Origin of the sequence: Crossiella sp. CA198, assembly GCF_052078295.1 — a bacterium.
Taxonomy (GTDB): Bacteria; Actinomycetota; Actinomycetes; order Mycobacteriales; family Pseudonocardiaceae; genus Crossiella.
Map to the genome: position 1 here is coordinate 48463 of NZ_JBQJIM010000028.1, position 26223 is coordinate 74685.

The 26223-nt window shown below is 71.4% G+C and carries 24 protein-coding genes; 14 read left to right on the forward strand and 10 right to left on the reverse strand.

The annotated features are described in order from the left end of the window. The first annotated feature begins 32 nt into the window (after positions 1–32). The gene (locus tag ACTOWY_RS36735; RefSeq protein ID WP_441314192.1) at positions 33–2768 is read left to right on the forward strand and encodes an ATP-binding protein; all 2736 of its coding nucleotides are present in this window, start codon (positions 33–35) and stop codon (positions 2766–2768) included. On the opposite strand, the gene ACTOWY_RS36740 is transcribed toward ACTOWY_RS36735, so the two are convergent. The 5 genes from ACTOWY_RS36740 to ACTOWY_RS36760 form a co-directional block, all read right to left on the reverse strand. Beyond that, a complete protein-coding gene (locus ACTOWY_RS36740) occupies positions 2737–3375 on the reverse strand; it encodes an adenosylcobinamide amidohydrolase (protein ID WP_441314193.1) in 639 nt (212 codons plus the stop codon). The genes ACTOWY_RS36735 and ACTOWY_RS36740 overlap by 32 nt on opposite strands. Next, positions 3372–4322, reverse strand: a complete 951-nt coding sequence (locus ACTOWY_RS36745; RefSeq protein WP_441314194.1) for a hydroxymethylglutaryl-CoA lyase — start codon at positions 4320–4322, stop codon at positions 3372–3374. The genes ACTOWY_RS36740 and ACTOWY_RS36745 overlap by 4 nt, the downstream gene beginning before the upstream one ends. Continuing rightward, positions 4322–4852, reverse strand: coding sequence for a PH domain-containing protein (locus ACTOWY_RS36750; RefSeq protein WP_441314195.1), 531 nt, complete (start codon positions 4850–4852; stop codon positions 4322–4324). The genes ACTOWY_RS36745 and ACTOWY_RS36750 overlap by 1 nt, the downstream gene beginning before the upstream one ends. An 83-nt stretch (positions 4853–4935) precedes the next feature. After that, a complete protein-coding gene (locus ACTOWY_RS36755; protein WP_441314196.1) occupies positions 4936–5817 on the reverse strand; it encodes a biotin--[acetyl-CoA-carboxylase] ligase in 882 nt (293 codons plus the stop codon). A gap of 35 nt (positions 5818–5852) precedes the next feature. After that, the gene (locus ACTOWY_RS36760) at positions 5853–6605 is read right to left on the reverse strand and encodes a CAP domain-containing protein (RefSeq protein WP_441314197.1); all 753 of its coding nucleotides are present in this window, start codon (positions 6603–6605) and stop codon (positions 5853–5855) included. Between the two features lie 167 nt (positions 6606–6772). Here ACTOWY_RS36760 and ACTOWY_RS36765 point away from each other — a divergent pair, with 167 nt between their 5' ends. Next, complete coding sequence (locus ACTOWY_RS36765) at positions 6773–8149, forward strand: sigma-70 family RNA polymerase sigma factor (RefSeq protein ID WP_441314198.1); 1377 nt, start codon at positions 6773–6775, stop codon at positions 8147–8149. Here the strand turns inward: ACTOWY_RS36765 and ACTOWY_RS36770 are convergent. Continuing rightward, the gene (locus ACTOWY_RS36770; protein WP_441314199.1) at positions 8146–9192 is read right to left on the reverse strand and encodes a questin oxidase family protein; all 1047 of its coding nucleotides are present in this window, start codon (positions 9190–9192) and stop codon (positions 8146–8148) included. The genes ACTOWY_RS36765 and ACTOWY_RS36770 overlap by 4 nt on opposite strands. Before the next feature lie 108 nt (positions 9193–9300). On the opposite strand from ACTOWY_RS36770, the gene ACTOWY_RS36775 reads away from it, so the two are divergent. Both ACTOWY_RS36775 and ACTOWY_RS36780 read left to right on the forward strand, forming a co-directional pair. Further along, on the forward strand, positions 9301–10950 hold the full coding sequence (locus tag ACTOWY_RS36775) for an acyl-CoA carboxylase subunit beta (protein WP_247763318.1): 1650 nt from the start codon (positions 9301–9303) through the stop codon (positions 10948–10950). An 85-nt stretch (positions 10951–11035) separates the two neighbouring features. Further along, positions 11036–11248: an acyl-CoA carboxylase subunit epsilon gene (locus ACTOWY_RS36780; RefSeq protein WP_441314200.1), complete on the forward strand. Its 213-nt coding sequence runs from the start codon at positions 11036–11038 to the stop codon at positions 11246–11248. 1 nt (position 11249) lies between these two features. Here ACTOWY_RS36780 and ACTOWY_RS36785 read toward each other — a convergent pair whose 3' ends face one another. Together ACTOWY_RS36785 and ACTOWY_RS36790 are read right to left on the reverse strand one after the other, a co-directional pair. Continuing rightward, a complete protein-coding gene (locus tag ACTOWY_RS36785; protein ID WP_441314201.1) occupies positions 11250–12794 on the reverse strand; it encodes a carboxylesterase/lipase family protein in 1545 nt (514 codons plus the stop codon). After that, the gene (locus ACTOWY_RS36790; protein ID WP_441314202.1) at positions 12770–13387 is read right to left on the reverse strand and encodes a TetR family transcriptional regulator; all 618 of its coding nucleotides are present in this window, start codon (positions 13385–13387) and stop codon (positions 12770–12772) included. Before ACTOWY_RS36790 ends, ACTOWY_RS36785 begins: the two co-directional genes overlap by 25 nt. Positions 13388–13524: 137 nt before the next feature. On the opposite strand from ACTOWY_RS36790, the gene ACTOWY_RS36795 reads away from it, so the two are divergent. Further along, on the forward strand, positions 13525–15471 hold the full coding sequence (locus tag ACTOWY_RS36795; protein WP_441314252.1) for a Xaa-Pro dipeptidyl-peptidase: 1947 nt from the start codon (positions 13525–13527) through the stop codon (positions 15469–15471). A 965-nt stretch (positions 15472–16436) separates the two neighbouring features. On the opposite strand, the gene ACTOWY_RS36800 is transcribed toward ACTOWY_RS36795, so the two are convergent. Continuing rightward, a complete protein-coding gene (locus ACTOWY_RS36800; protein ID WP_441314203.1) occupies positions 16437–17582 on the reverse strand; it encodes an ROK family protein in 1146 nt (381 codons plus the stop codon). 67 nt (positions 17583–17649) lie between these two features. Here ACTOWY_RS36800 and ACTOWY_RS36805 point away from each other — a divergent pair, with 67 nt between their 5' ends. The 4 genes from ACTOWY_RS36805 (at position 17650) to ACTOWY_RS36820 (ending at position 21662) form a co-directional block, all read left to right on the forward strand. Further along, positions 17650–19452 carry an alpha-galactosidase D gene (locus tag ACTOWY_RS36805; RefSeq protein ID WP_441314204.1) on the forward strand — a complete coding sequence of 601 codons (1803 nt, stop codon included), beginning with the start codon at positions 17650–17652 and terminating at the stop codon, positions 19450–19452. Positions 19453–19495: 43 nt separating this feature from the next. Next, positions 19496–20128, forward strand: a complete 633-nt coding sequence (locus ACTOWY_RS36810; RefSeq protein WP_441314205.1) for a Maf family protein — start codon at positions 19496–19498, stop codon at positions 20126–20128. A 77-nt stretch (positions 20129–20205) separates the two neighbouring features. Further along, positions 20206–20283: a putative leader peptide gene (locus tag ACTOWY_RS36815; RefSeq protein ID WP_374205690.1), complete on the forward strand. Its 78-nt coding sequence runs from the start codon at positions 20206–20208 to the stop codon at positions 20281–20283. A gap of 56 nt (positions 20284–20339) precedes the next feature. Continuing rightward, a complete protein-coding gene (locus tag ACTOWY_RS36820) occupies positions 20340–21662 on the forward strand; it encodes a dicarboxylate/amino acid:cation symporter (protein WP_441314206.1) in 1323 nt (440 codons plus the stop codon). 6 nt (positions 21663–21668) lie between these two features. On the opposite strand, the gene ACTOWY_RS36825 is transcribed toward ACTOWY_RS36820, so the two are convergent. Then, positions 21669–22421 (reverse strand): hypothetical protein, encoded by a 753-nt coding sequence (locus tag ACTOWY_RS36825; RefSeq protein WP_441314207.1) that lies wholly within the window; start codon positions 22419–22421, stop codon positions 21669–21671. 181 nt (positions 22422–22602) lie between these two features. Between ACTOWY_RS36825 and ACTOWY_RS36830 the strand changes: the two genes are divergently transcribed. From ACTOWY_RS36830 to ACTOWY_RS36850, 5 genes are all read left to right on the forward strand, one after another. Further along, on the forward strand, positions 22603–24357 hold the full coding sequence (locus ACTOWY_RS36830; RefSeq protein ID WP_441314208.1) for an acetyl/propionyl/methylcrotonyl-CoA carboxylase subunit alpha: 1755 nt from the start codon (positions 22603–22605) through the stop codon (positions 24355–24357). Between the two features lie 5 nt (positions 24358–24362). Next, the gene (locus ACTOWY_RS36835; RefSeq protein WP_441314209.1) at positions 24363–24632 is read left to right on the forward strand and encodes a hypothetical protein; all 270 of its coding nucleotides are present in this window, start codon (positions 24363–24365) and stop codon (positions 24630–24632) included. Positions 24633–24700: 68 nt separating this feature from the next. After that, positions 24701–25195 (forward strand): DUF1707 SHOCT-like domain-containing protein, encoded by a 495-nt coding sequence (locus ACTOWY_RS36840; RefSeq protein WP_441314210.1) that lies wholly within the window; start codon positions 24701–24703, stop codon positions 25193–25195. Between the two features lie 9 nt (positions 25196–25204). Then, positions 25205–25669: a DUF1707 SHOCT-like domain-containing protein gene (locus ACTOWY_RS36845; RefSeq protein ID WP_441314211.1), complete on the forward strand. Its 465-nt coding sequence runs from the start codon at positions 25205–25207 to the stop codon at positions 25667–25669. A 10-nt stretch (positions 25670–25679) separates the two neighbouring features. After that, a complete protein-coding gene (locus ACTOWY_RS36850) occupies positions 25680–26219 on the forward strand; it encodes a GNAT family N-acetyltransferase (protein WP_441314212.1) in 540 nt (179 codons plus the stop codon). Positions 26220–26223: the final 4 nt, after the last annotated feature.

Genomic DNA, 26223 nt, shown 5'->3' on the forward strand with positions numbered 1-26223 from the left:
GAAGGCGGCCCGCGAAGAGAAAGAGGGAGTGGGTGGATCTCGTCGGACGTGCGGTCGAGCTGAACGCGGTCGACGAGCTGCTCTCCCTCGCCCACGCAGGCCACGGGACCAGCGCGCTGCTGCGCGGCCCGGCCGGAGCGGGTAAGAGCGCGCTGCTGCGGGCCGTGCTGGCCCGCGCGCGGGCCGCGGGCGATCTGGTGCTGGCCGCGGGCGCGGACCGGTGGGAGGCGGATTTCCCGCTGTGCCTGCTGCGCCAGCTGTTCTCCGAACGTTTGCTCGGCCAGGAGATCGACCGCGGCCGGGAGCTGACCGCGGTGAGCGCTGGCGGCCGCGCGCCCGGCGTGCCCGCCGCCGCGGTGCGCTCGCTGGGCAGGCACGAGACCCGCTACCTGCCCTATGACGCGGTGGACGAGCTGTACCGGGTCGCGGTGGGACTCAGCGAGAAACGCCCGCTGGTCATCGCCATCGACGACCTGCACTGGGCGGACACCGCCTCGGCCCGCTGGCTGGCCTACCTGCTGCGCCGGATCGGCGGCGAACGGGTGCTGGTGCTGGGCACCACCGCGCCTGCCGAGGTGTGGCCCGCCGATCTGGCGGACCGGTTCGCGCACCACATCGTCCTGGACGGACTGTCCATCCCGGACGTGACCACGATTGCAGGCGCGCTGCTCGGGGTGCCGGTGGCCGAGGGGGTCGGCGCGGCCTGCCACGCGGCCACCGCGGGCAACCCGTTCCTGGTGCACGCCCTGCTGCGCGGACTGCGCCAGGGCGGCGTGCCACCCACGGTGAGCACGGTGCGGGCACTGCTGGAGCGGCCGCCCGCGGAGATCGTGAGCTGGCTGCGGCTGGTGCTGGCCGAACTCGGACCGGGCGCCGCCGAGCTGGCAGGCACCCTGGCCGCGCTCGGCGAGGAGGTCGAACTGGACCTGGCGGGCGCGATCCGCGGACTGTCCCCTGAACGGGCCGCCCGGCTGGCCGACGCGCTCACCGAGGCCGGACTGCTGAACTGGCGGCGGGACCAGGTGTCGCTGCGCCAGCCGCTGGTCCGCGCGGCCGCGGCGGCCGATCTGAGCCAGGAGGCCCGCCAGCACGTGCACGGCGGCGCGGCCCGGCTGCTGCACGCCAGGGGCGCCGGCGCGGAACGGGTCGGCGCCGAACTGCTGCGGGCCGGACCGCTGGGCGAGGCGTGGGCCGCGCAGGTGCTGGAACTGGCCGCGGCCGAAGCCGTCACCGCGGGCCGCACCGGACACGCCGTGCGCTACCTGCGGGCCGCGCTGCGCGAACAACTCGGCAACCGGCAGCGGGCCGGGATCCTGGTCCGGCTCGGCTCAGTGCTCAGCCACCTGGACGTGGCAGGCGCGGTGGCCGCGCTGCGCCGGGCGCTGACCGTGAGCACCGAACCGGCGCAGCGCGCGGAGATCGCCCGCCAGCTGGCCGGGCTGCTCTGCCTGAGCCGCAGGCACGAGGACGGGCTGCGGGTGCTGACCGAGGTGCGCGAACAGTGCGCCGACCCCGAGGTCACCGAGGCGCTGCTGGTCGGCGAGGCCCTCCTGGCCCTGCTGCATTCCTCCACCGCCGCGGCCCGGCTCACCCCGGCACCCGGCGCGGAACTGCCGCCGGTGCTGTGGAGCGTGCGCGCCATCCTGGCCGGGTCCGAACGCGACCGGGTGCTGTCCTGGGCCTGCGCCGAGGCGGACACCGCGCTGCTGTCCGGACCGGCCACCGCGCTCGCGCTCAGCATCGCCGGGGCCAACGCGGCCGCAGCCGAGGAGACCGACCGGCTCTTCGAGGCCGCCAGCTCGCCGGCCGACCTCGCCTTCGCGCTGGCCGTGCGCACCGAGGTCGGCTACCGGCTGGGCAGGCTCACCCAGTGCCGCGACGACGCCCGCGCCTGCCTGAACGCGCTGGTCCGCTTCGGCCCGCGGTACGCGCACGGCCTGGCCGTGACCGCGGCGACCCGGCTGGCCGACACGCTGTCCGAAACCGGCGACGTGGAAGGCGCGCACCGGCTCTACGAGGAGATCCTGGCCGCCGACCAGCTACCCGGCGGCCTGGCCGGGGCCTGGCTGCTGGCCGGACGCGGCCGGTTGCGGATCGCCACCGGCGCCCCGGCCGAGGGCGTGGAGGACCTGCTCTGCGCGGGCCGTCGGCTGGACGCCTGGCGGATGCCCAACCCCGCCGTGCTGCCCTGGCGCTCGGCCGCCGCCATCGGGCTGGCCACCCTGGGCAGGCTCGGCACCGCCAAGGCCCTGGCGATGGAGGAGCTGGAACTGGCCCGCTCCTGGGGCAGCCCGCAGGCCATCGGCGGCGCGCTGCGCGTCTCCGGCGTGCTGGCCCGCGGCAGCGCGGCGGTGGAACTGCTGCGCGAGGCGGCCCGGGTGCTCGCCGGGGCCGAGGCGCCACTGGAACACGCCCGCGCGCTGGCCGATCTGGGCACCGCGTTGCGCAAGACCAACCAGCTCGCCGAGGCCCGCGACCAGCTCCGGCTGGCCGGCGCGCTGGCCCAGCAGTGCGGGGCGACCGTGGTGGACCGGCGGATCCGGGCCGAACTCCGGGTCTCCGGCGCCCGGCCCCGGCGGCAGGCGCACAGCGGCCTGGAAGCGTTGACGCCAACGGAGTTGCGGGTGGCCAACCTGGCCGCGCACGGACTGAGCAACCGGGAGATCGCGGCCCGGCTGTTCGTCGTGCGCCGGACCGTGGAACTGCACCTGAGCAGCGCCTACCGCAAACTCGGCATCACGAGCCGAACCGAACTTCCGCCGCCGTGAGCCGCAGCCCGGTGCTGATCGCGGTGTGCACCGCCTGCGCCAGCGCCGACCCGACCAGCGAACGCGGCCCGCCATACCGCTCCGCGTAACCATCCGCCGGGCACAGCAACACCGTGGCGTCCGTGCAGGTCCCGGTGCCCTCGATACCGGCCTGCACCAGCGCCTGCGCCTTGGCCTCGGCCACCGTGGCCACCGCGTTCACCAGCGCGCCCTCGGTCAGCCGCACCGGCAGCCAGCCCACCACGTTGATGGTGCCCGGCCGCGGGAACCACACCGGCGGCTCAGCCGAGGCCGCCCACAGCGGCTGGCCCACCCCGGTGGTCACGGTGACGCTGACCCCTTCGCCCTCGCTGAGCACCGCCTGCCGCACGTCCACCGCGGTCAGCAACGCGGTTCCGTTGCCGGACAAGCCGACCCGCTCCGCCAGCTGTGCACAGTGGACTTCCGGATCGGTGCGGTCGTAGCCGGTGGGCACGGTGGCGTTGAGCACCCAGTCCCGCTCGCCCACGCCGCCGCCGAGCACCGCGGAGGAGATGGCCAGCCAGGGCCGGTCGAGTTGCCAGGCCAGCAACGGAAAACCGTCCAGCCACTCGGTTTCCGGGGTCACTTGGCCAGTGCCTGCACCACCCGGGACGGACTCGGCCTGCCCAGCCGCTCGGCCATCCACACGCTGGTGGCGACCAGCTTGTCCAGGTCGACCCCGTGTTCGATGCCCATGCCCTCCAGCATCCACACCAGATCCTCGGTGGCCAGGTTGCCGGTGGCCGATTCCGCGTACGGGCAACCACCAAGCCCACCGGCTGATGAGTCTATTGTGGACACTCCGCAGTACAGCGCGCTCAACGAGTTCGCCAGCGCCTGCCCGTAGGTGTCGTGGAAGTGCACCGCGAGCATGGACGGGTCCACCCCGGCCTCGATGAAACCGCCGAGCACCGCCTCCACGTGCCCAGGGGTGGCCACGCCGATGGTGTCGCCGAGGGAGAGCTGCCAGCAGCCCATCTCCAGCATCCGGCGGCCGACCTCGACCACCTGCTGCACCGGGACCGGGCCCTCCCACGGGTCGCCGAAGCACATCGAGACGTAGCCGCGCACCGACATGTCCGCCTCCAGGGCCCTGGTGACCACCGGGTCGAACATGGCGAACTGCACGTCCAGGCTGCTGTTCAGGTTGCGCTGGGCGAAGGTCTCGGTGGCACTGCCGAAGATCGCGATGTGGTCCACCCCGGCGGCCAGCGCGCGGTCCAGGCCGCGTTCGTTGGGCACCAGCACCGGGTAGATCACGTCCGGGCGGCGGGTCAGCCCGGCCAGCAGGTCCTCGGCGTCGGCCAGCTGCGGCACCCACTTGGGGTGCACGAAACTGGTCGCCTCCAGCACGGACAGGCCGCTGTCGGCCAGCCGGTCCAGGAACTCCAGCTTCACCTCCACCGGCACCGCGCTCTGCTCGTTCTGCAGCCCGTCGCGGGCGCCGACCTCCCAGATGGTCACCCGGCCGGGCAGATCCCCGGTGTTGACCGGCAGCACCGTGCTCGGCAGTCCGACCTCACGCGCGCCCATCAGCGGCCGTCCTCACGCGGTTGACGATTGCGGACGAAGTCGTCGTCAGGGTCATCGTTGACCTCTCGGTAGAGCAGGGTGTGCACGCGTTCCACGCCGGGGATGTCGTCGAACTCCAGTGGTTCGTCCGAGGCGGACTCCACGATCAGGGTGCCGCAGCCGAGCACCCGGTCCAGCAGGCCGTGCTTGAACCGGACGCTGTTGATCCGGGACAGCGGGATGTCGATGCCGGTGCGGGTGACCACGCCCTCCCGGACCATGATCCGCTGGGTGGTGACCACGAAGTGCGTTGACCGCCAGCGCACCAGCGGCACCAGCACGAAGATCACCACCAGCAGCACGCCGAGCACGCCGAGCACGATCCAGCCGATGCCCGCCCAGCTCAGGTCCTGGATGAGCGCGGCGAGGTAGAGCCCGAGCCCGATGGTGACCAGCAGCACCAGCACCGGGATGAGCAGCATCTTCCAGTGCGGGTGTTTGTGGACCACGACGTGCTCGTTGTCGGCGAGCAGGTCGTCCGGATAGGCCACGGCACTTCCTCCAGGAATGGCACACCATTCAGTCGACGATCACGGTACCGGCGCGCACTGACCGCGCACCCCGACGACCGGCCCTAACCAGCCACCCCGGTCGGTGTGACCGGCCGCAGGTGCACCACGTCACCTGCGGAAACCGGTTTGAGTTCGCCGGTGGTGGTACGGATCACCAGGCGGCCGTCCAGGTCCACGTCGGCGGCGAAGCCGGTCAGCTCCGCGCCGCCGGGCAGTTCCACCCTGACCTGTTTGCCCAGGGTCGAGCAGGCCGAGCGGTAGTCCCCGACCAGCCCGCACCGGCCGGGATCGCCCTCGGCCTCCCGCCAGTGCGCCTCGGCCCTGGCCAGTTCTGCCAGCAGCCGGACCGCGATGAGCTGGCGGTCCAGGCAGGCGGCCTGCTGCAGCGCGAGCGAGGTCGGCCGCAGCCCGCCGGGTCCCACCGGCAGCTCGTCCCTGGTGTGGTGCACGTTGACGCCGATGCCCAGCACCACCGCGGGTTCGGGCTGACCGGCGACCACCTCGGCCAGGATGCCGCCGCATTTGGCCAGGTCCGGGCCGACCAGCAGGTCGTTCGGCCACTTCAGCCGGGCCTGCACCTCGCACAGCTCGCCGACCGCGTTGACCACCGCGACCCCGGCCAGCATCACCAGCCAGCCCAGCCGCGGGAACGGCACCCCGCCGGGGCGCAGCAGCACGCTCAGGTACAGCCCGGCCCTCGGCGGGGAGAACCACTGCCGGTCGTGGTTGCGGCCACGGCCCGCGGTCTGGGTCTCGGCGATCAGCACCGTCCGGTCCGCCGCGCCGGACTGCGCGGCGGCGACCAGGTCGGAGTTGGTGGATCCGGTGCAGGAGACGACCTCCAGCGCCGCGTACGGCCCACCCGGCCGCACGAGCTTCTCGCGCAGCCCCTCGGCGTCCAGCGGGGGCCGTTCCGCGGGCGCCTGATCGTCCCAATCACGCACCGGACCAGTGTACGAAAACCCGGGTGAGCAGCCCGTCAGGCCAGGCCGAAGTTCTGCGTCCAGTAGAAGCGGTAGCTGCCGCCGCGGTGCAGGCCGACCCCGAGCGACTTGTAGTCGCAGTTGAGGATGTTGGCCCGGTGCCCAGGGCTGTTCATCCAGGTCTTCATGACCGATTCGGGAGTGTTCTGGCCTGCGGCGATGTTCTCGCCCGCGCCACCCTGATAACCCTCGGCCTTGACCCGGTCGGACGGGGATCGCCCGTCCTGGGAGGTGTGCGAGAAGTAGTCCTGGTTCGCCATGTCCGCGCTGTGCTTGGCCGCGGCCCTGGCCAGCCGGTCGTCCCAGCGCAGCGCGGCGCAGCCGGCCTTGCCGCGTTCGGCGTCGACCAGCTCGCGCACGGACTGCTCGGCCGCGTCCCCGGACGGCGGGTTCGGGGTGCGGCTGGGCGCCGGGCTGCTCGGCTTCGGCTTGGGGCTGGGCTTCGGGCTGCTCGACGGGCTGACGCTGGTCGGGCTGGGTTTCGCGCTGGTCAGGCTGGTCGGGCCGGTGCTGCTGGTGATCGCGCTGGTCTCACTCGGGTCGGCGGAGGCGGACGGGGCAGGGCCACCCACGCCGGAACCGGGGTCGACGATCCCTGGCGGCAGTGTCGCCGATGCCGCCACTGGCAGCGGCTGCCGCTCCGGCGTGGTCAGCCATGCCGCCACACCCACTCCCACCGTCGCCGCGGCCAGCACGGCGATGATCGTCCGGTTCCGCCGCCATCGTCTGCTCCTCTCGAGTGCGGTCACTTGTCAGGGGGTCCTTTCCGGGGTGCCGGACACGGGTAGTGGCTGGGCCCGAGCAGGGGTGCGGGCCCAGCCACTCGTCTGGAGGACGGAAACTCGCCCGGAGGGATTACGGTCTGAGTCGAAAAAGTCCGGGAAAGGTTCGGCACTCGCGTCCGGAGGCCCCGCTCGTGCAGACCCAGGAACCCACTGACGCGGATCTGGTCCGCGCCGCGGCGGCCGGTTCGTCGCAATCGTTCGCGACCCTCTACGCCCGGCACTGGCCCGCGGTCGCCGGTTTTGTCCGCCGGATGGTCCGCGATCCGCACCTGGCCGAGGACATCAGTCAGGAAGCCTTCGTCAACGCCCTGCGTAACCTTGCTGACCTGCGCGAACCCGAACGGTTCCGGCCCTGGCTGGTCAGCATCGCGCACCGGGCCGCGCTGGATCACCTGCGCAGGCCGGGTCCCGCGCTGCTGCCCGAACTACCCGAACTCGTCGACGGCGAGGCGTCCCCGGCCGAGGCCGCCGCCGCGCACGAGGCGGCCCGGCTGGTCTGGGACGCCGCGGCCAGCCTGGAGCCGCGGCAGCTCGCGGTGCTGGAGCTGACCGTGCGCGAGGGCCTGTCCGGTCCGGAGCTGGCCCAGGCCCTGGACGTGCGGGCCAACCACGCCGCGGTGCTCGCGCACCGGGCCCGCTCCGCGCTGGGCAACGCGGTGCGGATGCTGCTGGTGGCGCGCAACCCACGCCGCTGCCCCCGGCTGGCCGAGCTGGTCCCCGGCCGGCCGCAATCGCTGTCACTGCCGCAGCGGATGAGCGTGGACCGGCACCTGCGCCGCTGCCCGCAGTGCCGGGACCTGGCCGGTCGCCTGACCACGCCGCTGACCGTGCTGGGCGTGCTGTTCGCGGGCGCCTCGGTGGCCGCCGACCACCCGGCGCTGCTGCCGGTGAACGCCGGGAACTCCCTGGTGTTCAAGGCTTCCGTGCCGGTCGCGCTGGCCGCCGCGCTGGCCGTGGGCTACTACCTGCTGCCGCACCCGGTCGACCCGCCGCAGGCCGCGCCACCACCGGCCACCAGCAGCTCGACCACCACCACCGAACCGGCCACGACCACCCCGCCACCGCCGAGCAGCTCTACGCCGCCGACCTCGACCACCCGCCCGCGACCGAGCAGCGCGCCACCGAGCACCGCCCCGGCCGGTCCCGGCGAGGCGCTCACCGTGCTGATCAACGACCGCCGCTCGGCCGCGGGCTGCCCGCCGCTGCGCCAGGACCCTCGGCTGAACACCGCGGCCAGGCAGCACAGCGCGGACATGATGAAGAACAGCTACATCGGCATGTCCAGCCCGGACGGCACCTCGGTGGACGACCGCGCGCGGGCGGCGGGCTACCAGCAGACCGCGGGCGCCTACGTGGCCGCCTACCGGGAGAGCGCCAAGGACATGGCGGCCACGGTCGCCGACGACGGCTCGCCCGCGCTGCGCTGCGAGGTGCGCTCGGTGGGCATCAGCCGGGCCGTGGGCGGCGAATGCCACTACTACTGGACGGTGATCTACGGCCGGGCCTAGGGCCAGCGGTCCGCCATGGCGTAGGCGGCGTGCAGCAGCGCGGCGTCGCCGGTGCGCGCGTGCTCCCGGAACGCGGCCTCGGTCAGCTTGATCACGTGCGCGTCGCCGGAGGCCACCGCCCGCGCCACCAGCTCCTCGGCGGCTGGCGGCTCGGCAGGAACGACGTCCAGGCCGTCGAGCCGGTCCGGGGAGAACGCGGCCACGATCCCGCCGACCACCTGCCAGGACGCGGCCACCGCCGGCGCGGCGAACTCCGCTGGCAGGTGTGGCAGCACCAGCCGGACCGCGGCGGGCGCGGTGACCGCGTGGCAGAACTCGATCGGCGCCTCCGGCCTGGCCAGGAACACCCTGGCCGCCGCGCTGATCAGCTCGTCCAGCACAGCCGCAGGGTCGGCCGGGGCGCCGTAGCCGGCCAGGCCCTCGGCGAACCCGGGCAACTCGTCCAGGTGGGCCAGATCGCCGCTGATCCCGCCGCCCAGCCCGATCTTGTCCGGGGTGAGCCGGGGCAGCCGGGTCAGGGCCATCCCCAGCGGGTCCGGGCCGCGCAGCGCGGGCGAGCCGGGCAGTTCCTGGTAGCGGGCGGCCCAGAAACCCAGGCCCTTGGCCAGCTCGTCCACCAGCAGCGGGTCCGGGTCCGCCCCGGCCAGCGCCAGCGCGCGCACGCCGTGCGCGGTGCGGATCACGCCGTGCGTGGCGCTGGCGGCCAGTCCGGGCAGCAGCCGCGGCCACCAGGCGCGCAGCACCTCTGGCCAGGGCCGCTCGCCGAGTTCACGGCGGAACAGGCCGGTCCAGTCGCCGAGCCGGTCGATCTCGCCGAGGTGCTCGGGCCAGTCCGCTGGGTCCAGCCGGAACCGTTCGGCGGGTTCGGGTTCCAGGATCGGCCGGTACCGCAGGGTCCAGTCCGGGGCGGCCGCGGACTGGCCCAGTGCCACCAGTGCCTCGGCCGCCATCGGGCCGTGGTTGGCCAGGTAGCCGCGCCGCTCGGCCCCGGTGCCGGCCAGAACTTCCAGGCTGGCGAGGAGTTTGTCCAGGTCATCACGCATGGGTCCACGGTGTGACCTCCAGCGCGGTGGAGGTCAAGGGGTGACGTCGACGTGACATGGGCTACGGGCCGGTAGCTTCCGCCGTGATGCTGGTTACGCTGCCTGGTCATGAGCAGTGCCACCGCGCCGATGGGGCAGCCGCTGGAGTCCGCCCCGGCCGAACCGGATATCCACACCACGGCAGGCAAGCTGGCCGACCTGTACCGCCGTAACGACGAGGCGGTGCACGCCGGATCGGCGCGGGCGGTGGAACGCCAGCACGCCAAGGGCAAGATGACCGCCCGCGAGCGGATCGACCTGCTGGTCGACCCCGGTTCGTTCGTGGAGCTGGACGAGCTGTCCCGGCACCGCTCCACCAACTTCGGCCAGGAGCACAACCGGCCCTACGGCGATGGCGTGGTCACCGGCTACGGCACCGTGGACGGGCGGCCGATCTGCGTGTTCAGCCAGGACGTGACCGTCTTCGGCGGCTCGCTGGGCGAGGTCTACGGCGAGAAGATCGTCAAGGTGATGGACCTGGCGCTCAAGACCGGGCGCCCGCTGGTGGGCATCAACGAGGGCGGTGGCGCGCGGATCCAGGAGGGCGTGGTCTCCCTCGGCCTCTACGGCGAGATCTTCCGGCGCAACACACTGGCCTCCGGAGTCATCCCGCAGATCTCGCTGATCATGGGCGCGGCCGCGGGCGGGCACGTGTACTCCCCCGCGCTGACCGATTTCACCGTGATGGTGGACAAGACCTCGCACATGTTCATCACCGGCCCGGACGTGATCAAGACCGTCACCGGCGAGGAGGTCGGCTTCGAGGAGCTGGGCGGCGGGCGCACGCACAACACCAAGTCCGGCAACGCGCACTACCTCGGCTCGGACGAGGAAGACGCGATCTCCTACGTCAAGTCGCTGCTGTCCTACCTGCCCGCGAACAACCTCTCCGAGCCGCCCGCCTACCCGGGCCCGGCGCTGACCGAGTCCTCCATCGCCGACTCGCTCACCGAGGAGGACCGCGAGCTGGACACGCTGATCCCGGACTCGGCGAACCAGCCCTACGACATGCACGAGGTGCTCACCCGGGTCCTCGACGACGGCGAATTCCTTGAGGTGCAGCCGTTGTTCGCGCCGAACATCCTGATCGGCTTCGGCCGGGTGGACGGGCGCAGCGTGGGTGTGGTGGCCAACCAGCCCACCCAGTTCGCCGGCTGCCTGGACATCGACGCCAGTGAGAAGGCGGCCCGGTTCGTGCGCACCTGCGACGCGTTCAACGTGCCGGTGCTGACCTTCGTGGACGTGCCGGGCTTCCTGCCGGGCACCGACCAGGAGTGGAACGGCATCATCCGGCGCGGCGCGAAGCTGATCTACGCCTACGCCGAGGCCACCGTGCCGCTGGTCACCGTGATCACCCGCAAGGCCTACGGCGGCGCCTACGACGTGATGGGCTCCAAGCACCTGGGCGCCGATGTGAACCTGGCCTGGCCCACCGCGCAGATCGCGGTGATGGGCGCGCAGGGCGCGGCCAACATCGTGCACCGCAAGACACTGGCCCAGGCGGCCGAGCGCGGCGAGGACGTGGACGCGTTGCGCGCCAAGCTCCAGCAGGAGTACGAGGACGCCCTGTGCAACCCGTACGTGGCCGCCGAACGCGGTTACGTGGACTCGGTGATCCCGCCCTCCTATACCCGGGGTTATGTGGCCCGCGCGCTGAATTTGCTGAAAGACAAAAGGGAAACCCTGCCGCCGAAGAAGCATGGGAACATCCCGCTGTGAGAACCGGTTTCCTGCTCCTGGTCGCCGCGGTCGGCGACCAGGACCTGGTGCTCAAGACGCTGGACAAGCTGCGGGAGTTGAAGCCATGAGCGACCGTCCCCTGCTCAGGGTCGTCCGGGGCGCCCCGGACGACCTCGAACTGGCCGCGCTGACCGCGGTGGTGGCCGGACTGGCCAGCGCACCGCGGGCCGAGCCGGAGCCGGAGCCCCGCTCGGCCTGGGGTGATCGCGCCCGCCTGCACCGCCCAGAGCTGCGGCCCGGCCCCGGCGCCTGGCGTGCCTCGGGGCTGCCGCGCTGACTCAGCGCGGGTTCCGCCAGAACTCCAGCCGGTGCTGGGCCGCGAAGTCGACCTGACGGGTGCCCTCGCCGGGCGCCAGCGCCTGCACGTATTTCTCGCCGCCGAACTCCGCCCAGCGCGGCAATCCTGGCCCGTTCGGATCGCCGGTGCGGGCGAAATTGGCCCAGTACTTCAGCATCCGCTCGGACAGCTCGCGCTGCCCCGGCCCGGCCTTGTCCAGAAAACCCTTGTCCGGGAACAGGTACGGCGTGTCCGCGGCGTGGAAAGCCCCCGGCGGCACAGTGTCCGGGAACGGCAGGTACACCGGCGCGTCCCGGTCGGCGAAGGAGTAGGCGAAGGTCTTTCCCTTGTGAGCGGCCAGTTCCGCCTGCTCGAAGGTCGCGGTGGCCCAGAGCCCGTCGGTCAGCACAGTGGCCCAGGCCAGCGCCGGTGAGTCGAATTTGCTCAGCGGGTACTCACGCAGGATCGCCGCCGCTCGCCCGCCGAATGCTTCGGCCACCAGCCGCGGGTACTCCTGCGCGGTCAGCTTGTCCCGGAACAGCCCGACGAAGGTCCGGTGCTCGTCCCTGGTCATCCCGGTCATCATCGACACCGCCTGGGATCGCCCTTCCCGCAACGCCTTCGGCGGCAACTCCGGCAGCACCTCGCCGCCGTAGGCGTAGCTCTGGAACAGCCGCATCAGCGGGAACAGCTTGTCCACCGGGAGTTTCCGCAGGCAGTCCAGGTCCGCGCAGCCCAGCTCCGGCGCCATGGCCGCGCCCAGCTGCTCGGTCTCGGCCAGCGACCGCCAGATGAACCAGTCCACCGCCGGGATCCCCGGCGTCACCGCGCCCGCGGGCAGCGGCATCAACGCCTCTCCACTGTGGACGGACGCCCGCTGGAACAGCCCTTGTCCCCCAGGCGAAACCAGGTGCGCGCTGATCGAGGAGGCCCCGTAGGAGGAGCCGATCACGGTGACATTGCCCGGATCCCCGCCGAACGCGCCGATATTGCGCTGGACCCAGCGCAGCGCGGCCTGCTGGTCGGCCAGCCCGAATGTGCCCGACCCGGCCAGTCCCGGATACCCGAACCCGCCGAACACGCCGAGCCGGTAGTTGATGGTCACCACCACCGCGTCTCCGGTGGTGGCCAGCGGAACCCCGTCGAACAACGCCCCGGAGCCGACCACCCCGTCCCCGTGGATCCACACCAGCACCGGCTTGCGCCCACCCGGTTTTGGCGTGGTCACGTTGAGGTACAGGCAATCCTCGGTGGTGCTGCTGGTTTTCGCGTACTCGGTGCCCTCCTGCGGACACGCGTTGCCGGGCTTGTCCGCCGCCCGCACGCCGGTCCAGGCCGCGGCCGGTTTCGGCGGCTGCCAGCGATCCGCGCCCACCGGCGGCGCGGCGTACGGAATCCCTTGGTAGCTCAGGTGATTCGCCGCCACCGTGCCGCGCAGCTCACCCGTGTCGATCCGCACCAGCCCGTCCACCGCCGCCGGCGGCGCGCTCGTGCAGCCGGCCAGCAGCAATGCCGCCAGCGCTAGTCCCGCTGTTCTCCCGCCCATGTCTCCCCCGGTTCACACGTGGCCAACTCGAACATCCGCACCACCTCCACCGCGCAGGCCGCCAGGTCCAGTTCCGGCTCGGCCGCCAGCCTGCGCAACACCCCGTCCCGCACGGAGCGGATCGCCAGCGCCAGCACCTTCGGGTCGAACTCGCGGAACTCCCCGCGCCGCTGACCCTCGCGCAGCAACTCCGCCAGCCCGGCCAGATCGCGTTCCAGCAGGCCCGGATCCCCTGCGGCAGGCCGCAGGGCAGGGCCGATCTCCAGCAGGGCCAGCAACTTCGGCCGGTGCGCGGCCATGAAGTCGAAGTTGGCCAGCAGGAACGCGCGCAGCTGTGCACCGGCCGAGTCCAGCCCGGCCATCCTGGGCAGCACGTGCTCCCGGAACTCCGCCAGCACGGTGGCCGCCACCTCGGTGATCAGTTCCTCCTTGCCCGCGAAGTGGTAGCTGATCAACCCGGTGCTGCTCAGCCCGGCCCGCTTGGCGATCCGGGCGAACGAGGTCCGCGCATGGCCCAGCTCGGCCAGCGTCTCGATCGCGGCGGCCACGATCTGTGCCCGCCGCGCGGTCTCGGTGAAGGTCTTTTTGCTCATCTGAGCAAAAGGTAGCACAGTCGAGCAAGGCCGAGGGCACGCCCAATAGTCCGGACAGTCGGACCTGGCAACAGAAAAGGAGTGGGCCTAGCGTCCAAGCCAGATCACAGGAGGTGTTCGTGACCCACCGCCGACCCGTGCGCGCGCTGACCGCGCTGCTGGCCACCGTGGCCAGCAGCATCGGCGCGCTGACCCTCGTACCCATGGCCAGCGCCGCACCCGGGCAGGCGCTCCAGCCGCGGGCCAGTGACCCCGTCTACTCCTACCCGAACGCGATCCGCGAGACCGTGTACGTGCCCACCGGGTTCGACCTGGACGGGGACAACGTGATCGACCGGGTCGCCGCGGACATCGTCCGGCCTTCGGAAGCCGCCCAGCAGGGCAAGAAGGTCCCGGTGATCATGGACGCGAGCCCGTACTACGACAACCTGGGCCGGGGCAACGAGAGCGAGAAGAAAACCTACGACGGCCAGCAGCGGCCGCAGGGCTTCCCGCTGTTCTACGACAACTACTTCGTGCCGCGCGGCTACGCGGTGGTGCTGGTGGACCTGGCCGGGACCACCCGGTCGGAGGGTTGCAGCGATATCGGCGGCAAGTCGGACGTGGCCTCGGCCAAGGTGGTCATCGACTGGCTCAACGGCAACGCGGACGGGTTCACCACCAAGGCGGGCAACGTCAAGGCGTCCTCGTCCTGGAGCACCGGCGCCACCGGCATGATCGGCAAGTCCTATGACGGCACCATCGCCAACGGGGTGGCCGCCACCGGCGTGCCCGGCCTGAAGACGATCGTGCCGATCGGCGCGATCAGCTCCTGGTACGACTACTACCGCAGCGACGGCGTGTCCTTCGGCTTCAACCCGGTCGGCCTGGCCAACACGGTGGAGAAGGGCGGCCGCCCGGACTGCGGCGCGCAGAAGACCAAGCTCACCAACGGCGCGGTGAACAACGGCGACTACAACGCCTTCTGGGCCGAGCGGGACTACCTGCCGAACGCGAGCAAGGTCAAGGCCAGCGTGTTCGTCGTGCACGGCCAGGGCGATCTCAACGTCAAGGCGCTGCACTACGGGCAGTGGTGGGACAAGCTCGGCGCGGCCGGGGTGACCCGCAAGATCTGGCTGACCCAGGCCGGGCACGTGGACCCGTTCGACTTCCGCCGCTCGGTGTGGGTGGACACCCTGCACCGCTGGTTCGACCGCTGGCTGCTGGGCGTGAACAACGGCATCGAGAACGAGCCGAGGGCCACCATCGAACGCGCCCCCGACACCTGGGTGAACGAGCCGACCTGGCCGCTGGCCAGTACCGAGAAGGTGAACCTGCGCATCCGCAAGGGCCAGACCGCCGGCCTCGGCCAGCTGGGCACCACCCAGGCCACCCCCGGCAGCACCGAGAAGTTCACCGACACCGCGGGCCAGGGCTCGGCGAACTGGGCCGCCAACCCCAACGCGGCCTCCACCGCCAGGACGCTGTTCAGCACCGGCCCACTGGCCAAGGACCTGCGCATCTCCGGCACCGGCTCGGTGACCGTGCGCGTCACCCCGAACACCAGCACCGCACACCTGAGCGCGGTCCTGGTGCACTACGGCCCGTCCACCATCCGCAACTACACGGGTTCCGGCGAGGGCATCAGCACCCTGGCCACCGAGTCCTGCTGGGGCGACGCCACCGCCGCCGACAACGGTTGCTACAAGAACACCGCGACCACCACCGCGAACGTCGGCCTGGAGGTCTTCTCCCGAGGCTGGGCCGACCTGGCCAACTCGGAGTCCCTGACCAGCCAGACCCCCATCGTGCCCGGCCAGGCCCGCACCATGACCTTCCGCCTGGCCAGCACCGACCACGTGATCCCCGCGGGCCACCGCCTCGCGGTGATCATCGCGGGCACCGACTCGGGCCGCATCGTGGCCCCCGCCAACCGCCCCACGGTCACCATCGACCTGGCCCGCTCCTTCGTCACCCTCCCCATCGTGGGCGGCGCGGCCACGGTGCCCCCAGCAGCCCCCGACACCCTGACCCCTGACCTGCCCGGCCACCTCCCGCAACTCGACCCGGCCGAGCACAGCAACGGAGACTTCGTGCGGCGCTGACACTCCACACGAATCCCAAGGCGGGGCACCCCTCCCCCAGGGGCTGCCCCGCCTTCCCCTTTCCCGAGTGTTGGCCGTTATGGACGCCGAGTTGGCCGTTATGGACGCTGAGTTGGCCCAACTCGTACGCCACGTTGGCCGTTGTGGGACGGGGCGGGACGGGGCGGAGGGGTGAAACCCCCACGACGAGGGCCCTCGCGTGTTCTCCGTACGGCCTGGAGCATGCAGACCACACCTCGCCGAGCGGCCCCTGCAACCTGCCTCCACCTGCCCTCGGAGCCGCAACGGGGGCCGCTCGGTGAGGTGTGGTTGGCTGGCGGAAGGCCGTGCGGAGAACACGCGAGCCCTCGGAGCCACGCTGGGTCTTGAGTCGGCAGCACAGACCCCGCCCCGCAACCTGCTCGCCCGGGTGTTGATCTGCCCCACCCCTCCGGTGGTCTGCCCGGCCGGCGAGGCCATCCCTTTTTGATCTTCGGGTTTTGATCTAAACCAAAATCAAGATCAAGATCGTCCTCGCCGGACGGGCAGGAATCAAAGGATGGGGGGAAGAACAAAGTCAAGGGCGAAGAGCAGTGCTCGTGTGCGGTTCCCCATCCCCGTCAGCCCTCCGATACCAAACCACATCCCGGGCAGCGGCCCGGTCACGTTGGGTTCGCCGGGCGGCGGATTGTGTTGCAGTGCCGCTGCCCGGGATGCGGTGTGTCCTCTCCAGGCTGACGGGGATGGGGAACCGCTCGGGGAAGTTTTCGAAAAGCCACCCCGGCCGCCTGTCCCGGGCTTCGCCCGACCGCAGTGCCTACGGCGTACAACAACGGCCAACGTGCCGTACGACAACGGCCAACTCGGCGTCTATAACGGCCAACTCGGCGTCTATAACGGCCAACTCGGCGTCTATAACGGCCAACTCGGTGTCCATAACGGCCAACTCGGTGTACGACAACGGCCAACACGCCGGTGGGGTTGGGTCAGGTGGGGCTGAGGAGGGCCTCGATGCCTACTACGGCGGCGCCTCGGGCCCAGTCCTCGAAGGAGAGGGGGCGTAGTTCCAGGGTGCAGCGGGCTGCGGCGCCGAAGGCGTGGGCGGTGAAGGTTTCGCGGAGGCGTTCGCCGATCAGGTCGTAGGCGGCCAGGCCTTCGCCGGAGACCACGATGCGTTCCGGGCCGACCAGGTTGGCCAGGGCGGCCAGGCCCAGGCCGATGGCGTGGCCTGCTTCGGCGAAGACCTCGCGGAGTGGCTCGTCGCCGGAGCGGGCGGCGGCTACCGCTTCGGTCAGGGACAGGTCGGTGCCGGTGACCTCGCGGGCGCGGGCCACGATGGCGCGCTCTGCCGCCACCGCTTCCACGCAGCCGGTCCGGCCGCAGGGGCAGCGCGGGCCGTCCGGGACCACCGGCACGTGGCCCAGTTCGCCTGCCACGCCGTGCGCGCCGGCCACCAGCGAACCGTTGACCACCAGGCCGCAGCCGACGCCGGTGCCCAGGGTGACCAGGGCGAAGGAGCTGGCGCCCAGGCCACTGCCGAACCAGCGTTCGGCGGCGGTGAGGGCCTTGACGTCGTTCTCCACCAGTACTGACAGGCCGGTGGCCGCGTGCAACTGGGCGGCCAGGTCCACCTGGGTCCAGCCCAGGAAGGGGGAGGAGCGGACCACGCCGGTGGCTCGGTCGATGTCGCCGGAGACGGCCACGCCCAGGGTGCGGACCCGGGGTCTGCGGCCGGGTTCGGTCAGCAACTCCTCGACCAGGGTGGCGATGGCGGGGACCACGGCCTCGGGGGTGCACCCGGGCAGGGGGCGGCGGGTGGTGGCGCGGACGCCCGCGCGCAGGTCGGTGACCACCGCGATCAGTTCGGCCGCGGTGACCTTGACGCCCAGGAAGAACTCGCGGTCCGCGCGGATGGCCAGTGGGCTGCGCGGTCTGCCCCGGCCCGAGGGATCCTCGGCCCGTCCCTCCACCAGGTAGCCGTTGTCCAGGAACGGCCGGGTGGCCTTGGTGACCGTGGCCGAGGACAGCCCGGTCAGCTCGCCGATCTCCACCCTGGACAGCGGACCCCTGGTCAGGACCGTGGTGAAGACCAGCGCACCGGCCGGCGTGGGCTGGGGGCTGTTGTAGTGCACACCACGATGCTAATTTTCCTTCCCAAGGAAACAAAACCCGGTCCCCGCCAGTGAAGGGTCAGCAACGATGCGGTCCTTACCCCGAATCCTGCTCGCGCTCGGCCTTGTGGCCAGCGGGCTGGGCGCCGCCGCGCAGGCCGCACCCGCTGCCCAGGCGCCGGTGGTCCAGCAGGAAAACCAGTCCGCCGACGCCCAGGCCGCGCCCGCGGTGCGGCCGTATCTGGGCTGGAGCAGCTGGAGCCTGCAGACCACCTCCTACCCGGGGGTGAACCCGAAGGGGCGCGCCAGCTTCCTCACCGAGGCCAACGTGCTCAAACAGGCCGAGGTCATGGCCCGCGACCTCAAGCAGTACGGCTACAACTACATCAACATCGACGCGGGCTGGTGGCACACCTGGGGCTGGGTGCCGCAGTTCGACGAGTACGGCCGCCCCAAGGCCGACGCGGAGAAGTTCCCGCGCGGCATCAAGTGGCTCTCCGAGCAGCTGCACCGCAAGGGCCTGAAGTTCGGCATCTACCAGCCCGTTGGCCTGCAGAAAGAGGCTTTCGGCCTGGACCAGGCCAACCGCAAGAACTTCCCCATCCAGGGCGCGCCCGGCTGCACCGGCAACGACATCGTCTACCCGGACTGGCGCACCACCAACGGCTGGGACAACGCCTACAAGATCGACTTCGACCAGCCCTGCGCGCAGAAGTACATCGACTCGATCACCCGGATGTTCGGTGACTGGCAGGTCGACTTCTTCAAGCTGGACGGCGTCGGCCCCGGCTCGTGGAAGGAAGGCCCCAACTACGACAACCGCCCGGACGTAGCGGCCTGGCGCAAGGGCCTGGACAAGACCGGCCGCAAGATCATCCTTGAGATTTCCTGGTCCATCGACATCAAGGCCATCGACTTCTGGAAGGAGCACGCCACCGGCTGGCGGATCAACACCGACGTCGAGTGCTACTGCCCGACCCTGGTGACCTGGCAGAACTCCGTGGACGACCGGTTCGCCGACCTGCCGCAGTGGATCCAGCACGCCAAGCCCGGCCAGTGGAACGACCTGGACACGCTCAACGTGGGCAACGGCGTGATGGACGGCCTGACCCCGGACGAGCGGCGCAGCTACATGACCCTGTGGTCGATCACCAACGCCCCGCTCTACATCGGCGACGACCTCACCCAGCTGGACAGCTTCGGCAAATCGCTGCTGACCAACCGCGAGGTCCTCGCGATCAACCAGAACGGCATGCCGGCCAAGCCGGTGCGCACCGGGGTGGACCAGCAGGTCTGGTCGGTCAAGAACGCCGATGGCAGCCACACCGTCGCGCTGTTCAACCTGGGCGCGGCCAAGGCCCCGGTGGACGCGGTCTTCGCCGAACTGGGCATCACCGGCCCGGCCCAGGTCCGCGATGTCTGGGCGGGCGCCTCGATGGGCACCTACCAGCACGGCTTCACCGCCGAGGTGCCCACGCACGGCACCCGGCTGCTCAAGATCACCCCGGGCGGTCAGCCCAGCGGAGCAGAAGCCGAGGCGACGGACAGCGTGCTCGCCGGCGGCGCCAAGCTCGCCGACTGCGCGGGCTGCTCGGGCGGCCGCAAGGTCGGCGACCTGGGCAACGGCTCGGTCACCCTCAACGGGATCACCGTGCCGCGGGCCGGTGACTACACCGTGCGGGTGGGCTACGTCTCCGGCGATCCGCGGACCTTCGCGGTCGGCGTGAACGGGGCCGCCAACATCAACTTCGACCTGCCGCCCACCGGCGGCTGGGGCACCCCTGGGGTGGCCGAGATCGTGGTCAGGCTCAAGGCCGGGACGAACTCGCTGAAGTTCAGCAACCCTGGCAACTACGCCCCGGATCTGGATCGCATCGAGGTCGTGAAGTAGAGCCAACCCGAAGCGCACGGCCGGGCAACTAAGCTGCCCGGCCGTGCGCTTTGTTCTGGCTTCCCAGTCCCCCGCCCGGCTCAACGTGCTCCGCACCGCGGGCATCAACCCCGTGGTACACGTCTCCGGCGTTGACGAGGACGCGGTCGCCGCCGCGCTGCCCGACCCCAAGCCCGCCGAAGTCGTGGTCGCGCTGGCCGCGGCCAAGGCCGAGGCCGTGCTGCCCGCGGTGACCGCCGAACTGACCGAGGCGGTGGTGGTCGGCTGCGATTCGATGCTGCTGATGGACACCCCGGACGGCCCGGAGATCGTCGGCAAGCCCGCGACCACCGAGATCGCCCGGCAGCGCTGGCTGCTGATGGCCGGGCGCACCGGCGAGCTGCTCACCGGGCACGCGGTGGTCCGGATCAGCGGCGGCCAGGTGGTGGCCCGCGCGCAGGAGACCATGAGCACCACGGTGCGCTGGTCCGCGCCGAGCGAGGCCGAACTGGATGCCTACCTGGCCAGCGGCGAACCACTGCACGTGGCGGGCGGGTTCACCCTGGACGGGCTGGGCGGCTGGTTCGTGGAGGGCATCGACGGCGACCACGGCAGCGTGATCGGGATCAGCTTGCCACTGACCCGCCGGCTACTCAGCGCGGTCGGCGTCTCGGTAGTTGATCTTTGGGTTAAATAGCCTGCTCAACGTGACTGTCCTCACCCGTCAGGGGGTCGGGGAAGACGTGAACAGGATTTACAGTTCTACCCATAGTCATGGGCATCCGATGGTTCTTCACTGAGCGCCGCCACGTCGATCTGGGACGTCTGGCGAGTTCGCTCTGTCCGGCCTGAGCCTCGCCCCCGCTCAGTCCTGAACCATCCCAACCCATGATTCCCTGGGGGAATTCGTGCTGTCCGCACTCAAGAGGTTTCCGTTCTGGGCGCAGACCGTCACCGGTCTCGTGCTCGGCGTCCTGCTCGGCGTTCTCGCCAGGGCAAACGATCTGACCTGGCTTTCCACCACGCTGGCCACCATCGGCAGCACCTTCGTCCAGCTGCTCACGCTGGCCGTGGTGCCGCTGGTGTTCACCGCGATCGTGGTGAGCATCGCCAACCTGCGCAACGTCAACGGCGGGCCAGGCACGGTGGCCAGGCTGGCAGGCAAGACACTGCTCTGGTTTGGCATCACCTCGCTGATCGCGGTGCTCGTCGGCATCGGCGTCGGCCTGCTGACCAACCCCGGTCAGGGGGTCACCCTGCCGGTGGACCCGGGCTACAAGCCGAAGAGCCAGGGCGGCTGGCTGGACTTCCTCAAGGGCCTGCTGCCGACCAACCCGATGCTGGCCTTCACCGAGGGCCGGGTGCTGCAGATCGTGTTCCTGGCCGTGGTGATCGGCATCGCCGCGTACAAGATCGGCGGCAAGGCCGAGCCGTTCGTGAACTTCAGCCGGTCCCTGCTGGAGATCACCCAGAAGGCGCTGTGGTGGGTCATCCGGCTCGCCCCGCTGGGCACCCTCGGCCTGATCGGCAAGGCCACCGCGCAGTACGGCTTCGACCTGCTGCGCCCGCTGGCCACCTTCGCCATCGCGGTCTACGCGGGCTGCGCGATGGTGCTGTTCGTGGTCTACCCGCTGCTGCTGGCCCTGGTCGGCAAGGTCAACCCGGTGCGCTTCTTCGCCAAGGCGTGGGCGCCGATTCAGCTGGCCTTCGTCTCCCGCTCCTCCATCGGCACCCTGCCGCTGACCCAGCAGACCACCATCCGCCGCCTCGGCGTGCCCGAGCAGTACGCCAGCTTCGCGGTGCCCTTCGGCGCGACCACCAAGATGGACGGCTGCGCCGCGGTCTACCCGGCCATCGCCGCGATCTTCGTGGCCCAGGTCTACGGCGTGCAGCTCTCCTTCACCGACTACGTGCTCATCGCCGCGGTGTCGGTGTTCGGCTCGGCCGCGACCGCCGGGCTCACCGGCGCGATCGTGATGCTCACCCTCACCCTGTCCACGGTGGGCCTGCCGCTGGCCGGGGTCGGCCTGATCATCGCCATCGACGCGATCCTGGACATGATCCGCACCGCCACCAACGTGGCCGGTCAGCTGGTGGTGCCGGTGCTGGTCGCGCGCAGCGAGGGCACCCTGGACGACGAGGTGTTCAACGCCCCGGCCACCGGCGACCCGCTGGCCGTGGACTCGACCGAGGAGATCAGGACCGAGCAGCGGGTGCCCGCCACGGTCTGAATCCGCTCAGCACTCCCGGAGCTGCTGCTTGGTCGGCGCCAGATTGGGCCAGCCGGGCAGCAGCTCCTTGCGGTTCACCACCGCGGTGCAGCCGACGAAGCTGCCGTCGTGGTTGAACACCCTGAGCACGAACCGCTTGCAGCCCTGGAAGTTGCCGTTGCCGTCGCAGGCGGTCTCCACACTGAGCACCTCGGGGATGCCGTCGTTGTTCACATCCCGCAGCTGCAGCACACCCAGGTCGGACGGGTAGGAGGCCTCCACCCGCACCCACGGCCTGCCCGGCGGCTTCTCGTACAGCGTGCCCATCCTGGAGCCGTCGTCGGACTGGGCGAAGGTGACCAGGCAGGCCTGGTACTTGCTGGCGGCCACGCAGGTCAGCGAGCCCTTCTGCACCCGGCCGCCCAGTGAGATGGCCAGCGTCTCGTGCACGTTGAGCGGGGAGTCGCCGCCCTCGTTGAACCGCACCCGGCTGAACCCGCCAGCCGAGTCAGCGAGCAACTCCACCTTCACCCCGTCCAGGGTGGCGCTGTCCACCTCGACGCACGGACCGGAGCCGCAGCGCAGCGCGGGCCCGGTGGGCGCGCTGCTGGCCGGGGCGCGCAGCTCGGTGCTGGGCAGGGCCGAACCCGACACGCCGCCGGAGGCCGTTGGCGCTTCCCGCAGCACCGCCGAACCCAGCAACGCCGCGACCGTCAGCACCGCGGACAACCACATCGCGACCTTCACCGCCCGTGGCACCCTGGCCGTTTGCTCGGCCACCGCAGCTCACCTCCGCCTTTCACCCAACGCGCTCATACCACCGACGCGGACACACCACGTGAGGTTGCTCTCGCTCAGTGCATCACCCCTGGACCCTAGACTCGCCGAACACCACCCTTTTCGATGACGTGTCGTCTCGTATGAACGTGTCGTTCCGGGGTCGCCAGCACATGGAGGTGCCGTGCCACTGCGCAAGGTGCTCATCGCCAACCGCGGTGAGATCGCCGTCCGAGTCATCAGGGCCTGCCGGGACGCCGGGCTGACCAGCGTCGCGGTCTACGCCGACCCGGATCGGGACGCGCCGTTCGCGCGCCTGGCCGATGAGGCCTTCGCGCTGGGCGGCACCACCGCGGCCGAGTCCTACCTGGTCGCGGACAAGCTGATCGACGTGGCCAAGCGCGCGGGCGCGGACGCGGTGCACCCCGGCTACGGCTTCCTCTCCGAGAACGCCGAGTTCGCCCAGTCGGTGCTGGACGCGGGCCTGACCTGGATCGGCCCGACCCCGCAGGCCATCCGCGACCTCGGCGACAAGGTGACCGCCCGGCACATCGCGCTGCGCGCGGGCGCCCCGCTGGTGCCCGGCACCAAGGACCCGGTCAACGGGCCGGCGGAGATCATCGCCTTCGCCAAGGAACACGGCCTGCCGGTGGCGATCAAGGCCGCGTTCGGCGGCGGCGGGCGCGGGCTGAAGGTGGCCCGCACCCTAGAAGAGATCCCGGAGCTGTTCGACAGCGCGGTGCGCGAGGCGGTCACCGCCTTCGGCCGCGGCGAGTGCTTCGTGGAGCGTTACCTGGACAAGCCGCGGCACGTCGAGGCCCAGGTGCTGGCGGACACGCACGGCAACGTGATCGTGGTCGGCACCCGCGACTGCTCGCTGCAGCGCCGCCACCAGAAGCTGGTCGAGGAAGCCCCCGCGCCGTTCCTGTCCACCGAACAGCGCGCCACCATCCACACCGCGGCCCGCGCCATCTGCGCCGAGGCCGGCTACCACGGTGCGGGCACGGTGGAGTTCCTGGTCGGCCAGGACGGCACCATCTCCTTCCTGGAGGTCAACACCCGGCTGCAGGTCGAGCACCCGGTCAGCGAGGAGACCGCCGGGATCGACCTGGTGCGCGAGCAGTTCCGCATCGCCGCCGGGGAGAAGCTGCGCTTCGACGCCGACCCCGAACCCCGCGGCCACTCGATCGAGTTCCGCATCAACGGCGAGGACGCAGGCCGCAACTTCCTGCCAGCCCCCGGCACGGTCACCCGGTTCCTGCCGCCCACCGGCCCCGGTGTGCGGGTGGACGCGGGCGTGGAGAGCGGCAGCGTGATCGGCGGCCAGTTCGACTCGCTGCTGGCCAAGCTGATCGTCACCGGCGAGACCCGCGAGCAGGCCCTGGAACGCTCCCGGCGCGCGCTGGACGAGCTGGTGGTGGAGGGCATGGCCACCGTGGTCCCGTTCCACCAGGCCGTGGTGCGCGATCCGGCGTTCACCGCCGAGGACGGCTTCACCGTGCACACCCGGTGGATCGAGACCGAGTTCGACAACACCATCCCGCCCTTCGGCGCCGGCGCCGAGGCCGAGGAGGACGCCCCGCGGCAGACCGTGGTGGTCGAGGTCGGCGGCCGGCGGCTGGAGGTCTCGCTGCCCGGCGACCTGGCCATCGGCGGCGGCGCCCCCGCGGCCAAGGCCAAGCCGCGCAAGCGGGCCGGTGGCAAGGCCGGGGCCGCGGTCTCCGGCGACGCGGTGGCCGCGCCCATGCAGGGCACCATCGTCAAGGTCGCGGTCGAGGACGGCCAGCGGGTCAGCTCGGGCGAGCTGCTCGTGGTGCTGGAGGCGATGAAGATGGAGAACCCCGTCACCGCGCACAAGGACGGCGTCGTCACCGGCCTGTCCGCCAAGGCCGGGGAGACGGTGACCCAGGGCTCGGTGCTCTGCGAGCTGAAAGACTGACCAGAGTGGACAGTCCAATCCAGACTGAGAACCAGAGTCTCCTGCTGGTCCTGCACGACCGCCAGGAGGCGGAGGACGTCGCGGCCGAGTTGCGCGCCGACGGCTGGGTCCTCGGCGGCGTGCACCGCGAGATGCTGGCAGGCGAGGACGACGCCGAGGACGTGGACTGGGTGGTGGTCCTGGAGACCGCCCCCGACGGCCTGGCGGCCACCTGCTGGCAGGACCACCTGGAGGAGCTGGCCGAGGCGCACGACGGCTTCGTCAGCCAGCCTTAGCCAAAAGTCGGCGACCGATAGCCAAAAGGCCGAGGGCGCGGCGGTCCCCGATCCCTAACGTCGACCCTGTGAGCACACATGGGGATCACGTCGAGCTGCGGATCGGGGACACCGAGCGGACCGAGGCCGAGCGGTTGCTGGGCGAGCACCTGCGGGTCGGCAGGCTGACCGCGGAGGAATTCGGCGAGCGGGCCAACGTCGCGGTCTCCGCGCGCACCCGCCGGGAGCTGTCCATGCTCTTCGAGGACCTGCCCGCGCCGCACCCGACCTTCGAGCTGCCCGCGCCGCTGCAGTACCAGCCGCTGACCGAGCAGGTGGCGATGCCGATCGGGATGGCGCCGATGCGGTCGCCGTCCACCGACAACGCGCACACCGTGGCCAAGGTGCTGGCGGTGCTGGTCGGCATCCCGGTGGCCGGGCTGACCCTGTTGGCCGGCGGTGGTTTCACCCTGGCCATCGTGGACCGGCTGCCGCCTTCGCTGGCCATGCTGACCGCGGCCGCCATCGGCGTGCTGGTGCTGGCCGGGATCGTGGCCGGAGTGCAGCGGTTCAAGCCGAAGTAGCATCGGGTTGTGCCGGACAACGAGCCTGAACTGCGGATCAGCGACACCGAACGGTCCGCGGCGCTGAGCGCGCTCGGCGAGCACTTCGCCGTGGGCAGGCTGCAACTCACCGAGTACGACCAGCGGGCGGGCCGGGTGGCCGCCTCGATGACCCGCGGCGAGCTGCGCGAGCTGTTCGCCGACCTGCCCGAACCGCACCCGCGCTTCGACGGCGTGCCCGCCACCGCCGCGGTGGCCAAGGTCGAGGGCGGCGGCGAGGTCGCGGTGCCCACCGATCCGCGCACACCCGCCCAGCGGGCCGCCGCGGTGAGCCTGGTGGTGCTCGGCGCGGCCTGGATCCCGCTGCTGATCTTCCTGGGCTGGTGGTGGTGGATCTTCGTGCTGATGGGCGTCGGCGCGGTGTACGGCTCGCTGTGGGGTGAGGACTGGAACGGCGGGCAGGGCAGCAAGAAGCGCAAGAAGAAGCGCAAGTAGGTTCTGCGGCATGGAGCCGGTGGAGATCAACGCGGGCGCGTACTACCTGCGGCAGCTGCGGGCGGACCGGCTGCTGGACGACCGGCCCGCGGTGCTGGCCGCCTTCGTCGACCCGGAGCTGCTGCGCTGGGTCACCGGCTACCAGATCGAGGACCTGGACAGCGCGGGCCGCTACATCGCGCTGCGTGAGCGGGAGTGGCAGGACGACCTGCGCTGCTCCTGGGCGGTGGCCGAGCCGACCACCGGCGAACTGCTCGCCGAGGTCGGCCTCAAGGACCTGGACCTGGTGCGCGGCATCGGTTCCGCGGCCTGCTGGACGCATCCGGAGTACCGCGGCCGCGGCGTGATGACCCAGGCCCTGCAGACCGCCGTGCGCTTCGGCATCGACGGCCTGGGCCTGCGCCGGATCGGCTACCGGCACGCCGCGGCCAACGAGTCCTCCCGCCGGGTCGCGGAGAAGTGCGGCTTCACCCTGGAGGCCACCCTGCACCAGGCCACCACGGTCGACGGCGAACTGCACGATGTGCTCGCCTGGTCGCTGGTGGTCTGAGGTC

What these genes read in the sequence shown, in the direction of transcription:
- ACTOWY_RS36745 (WP_441314194.1), bottom strand. Translation starts at nt 4,322, where the DNA reads ATGGGCGCGCGTGAGGTCGGACTGCCGAGCACGGTGCTGCCGGTCAAC.
- ACTOWY_RS36790 (WP_441314202.1), bottom strand. Translation starts at nt 13,387, where the DNA reads ATGAGCAAAAAGACCTTCACCGAGACCGCGCGGCGGGCACAGATCGTG.
- ACTOWY_RS36805 (WP_441314204.1), top strand. Translation starts at nt 17,650, where the DNA reads ATGCGGTCCTTACCCCGAATCCTGCTCGCGCTCGGCCTTGTGGCCAGC.
- ACTOWY_RS36770 (WP_441314199.1), bottom strand. Translation starts at nt 9,192, where the DNA reads ATGCGTGATGACCTGGACAAACTCCTCGCCAGCCTGGAAGTTCTGGCC.
- ACTOWY_RS36785 (WP_441314201.1), bottom strand. Translation starts at nt 12,794, where the DNA reads ATGGGCGGGAGAACAGCGGGACTAGCGCTGGCGGCATTGCTGCTGGCC.
- ACTOWY_RS36815 (WP_374205690.1), top strand. Translation starts at nt 20,206, where the DNA reads ATGGGCATCCGATGGTTCTTCACTGAGCGCCGCCACGTCGATCTGGGA.
- ACTOWY_RS36775 (WP_247763318.1), top strand. Translation starts at nt 9,301, where the DNA reads ATGAGCAGTGCCACCGCGCCGATGGGGCAGCCGCTGGAGTCCGCCCCG.
- ACTOWY_RS36780 (WP_441314200.1), top strand. Translation starts at nt 11,036, where the DNA reads ATGAGCGACCGTCCCCTGCTCAGGGTCGTCCGGGGCGCCCCGGACGAC.
- ACTOWY_RS36850 (WP_441314212.1), top strand. Translation starts at nt 25,680, where the DNA reads ATGGAGCCGGTGGAGATCAACGCGGGCGCGTACTACCTGCGGCAGCTG.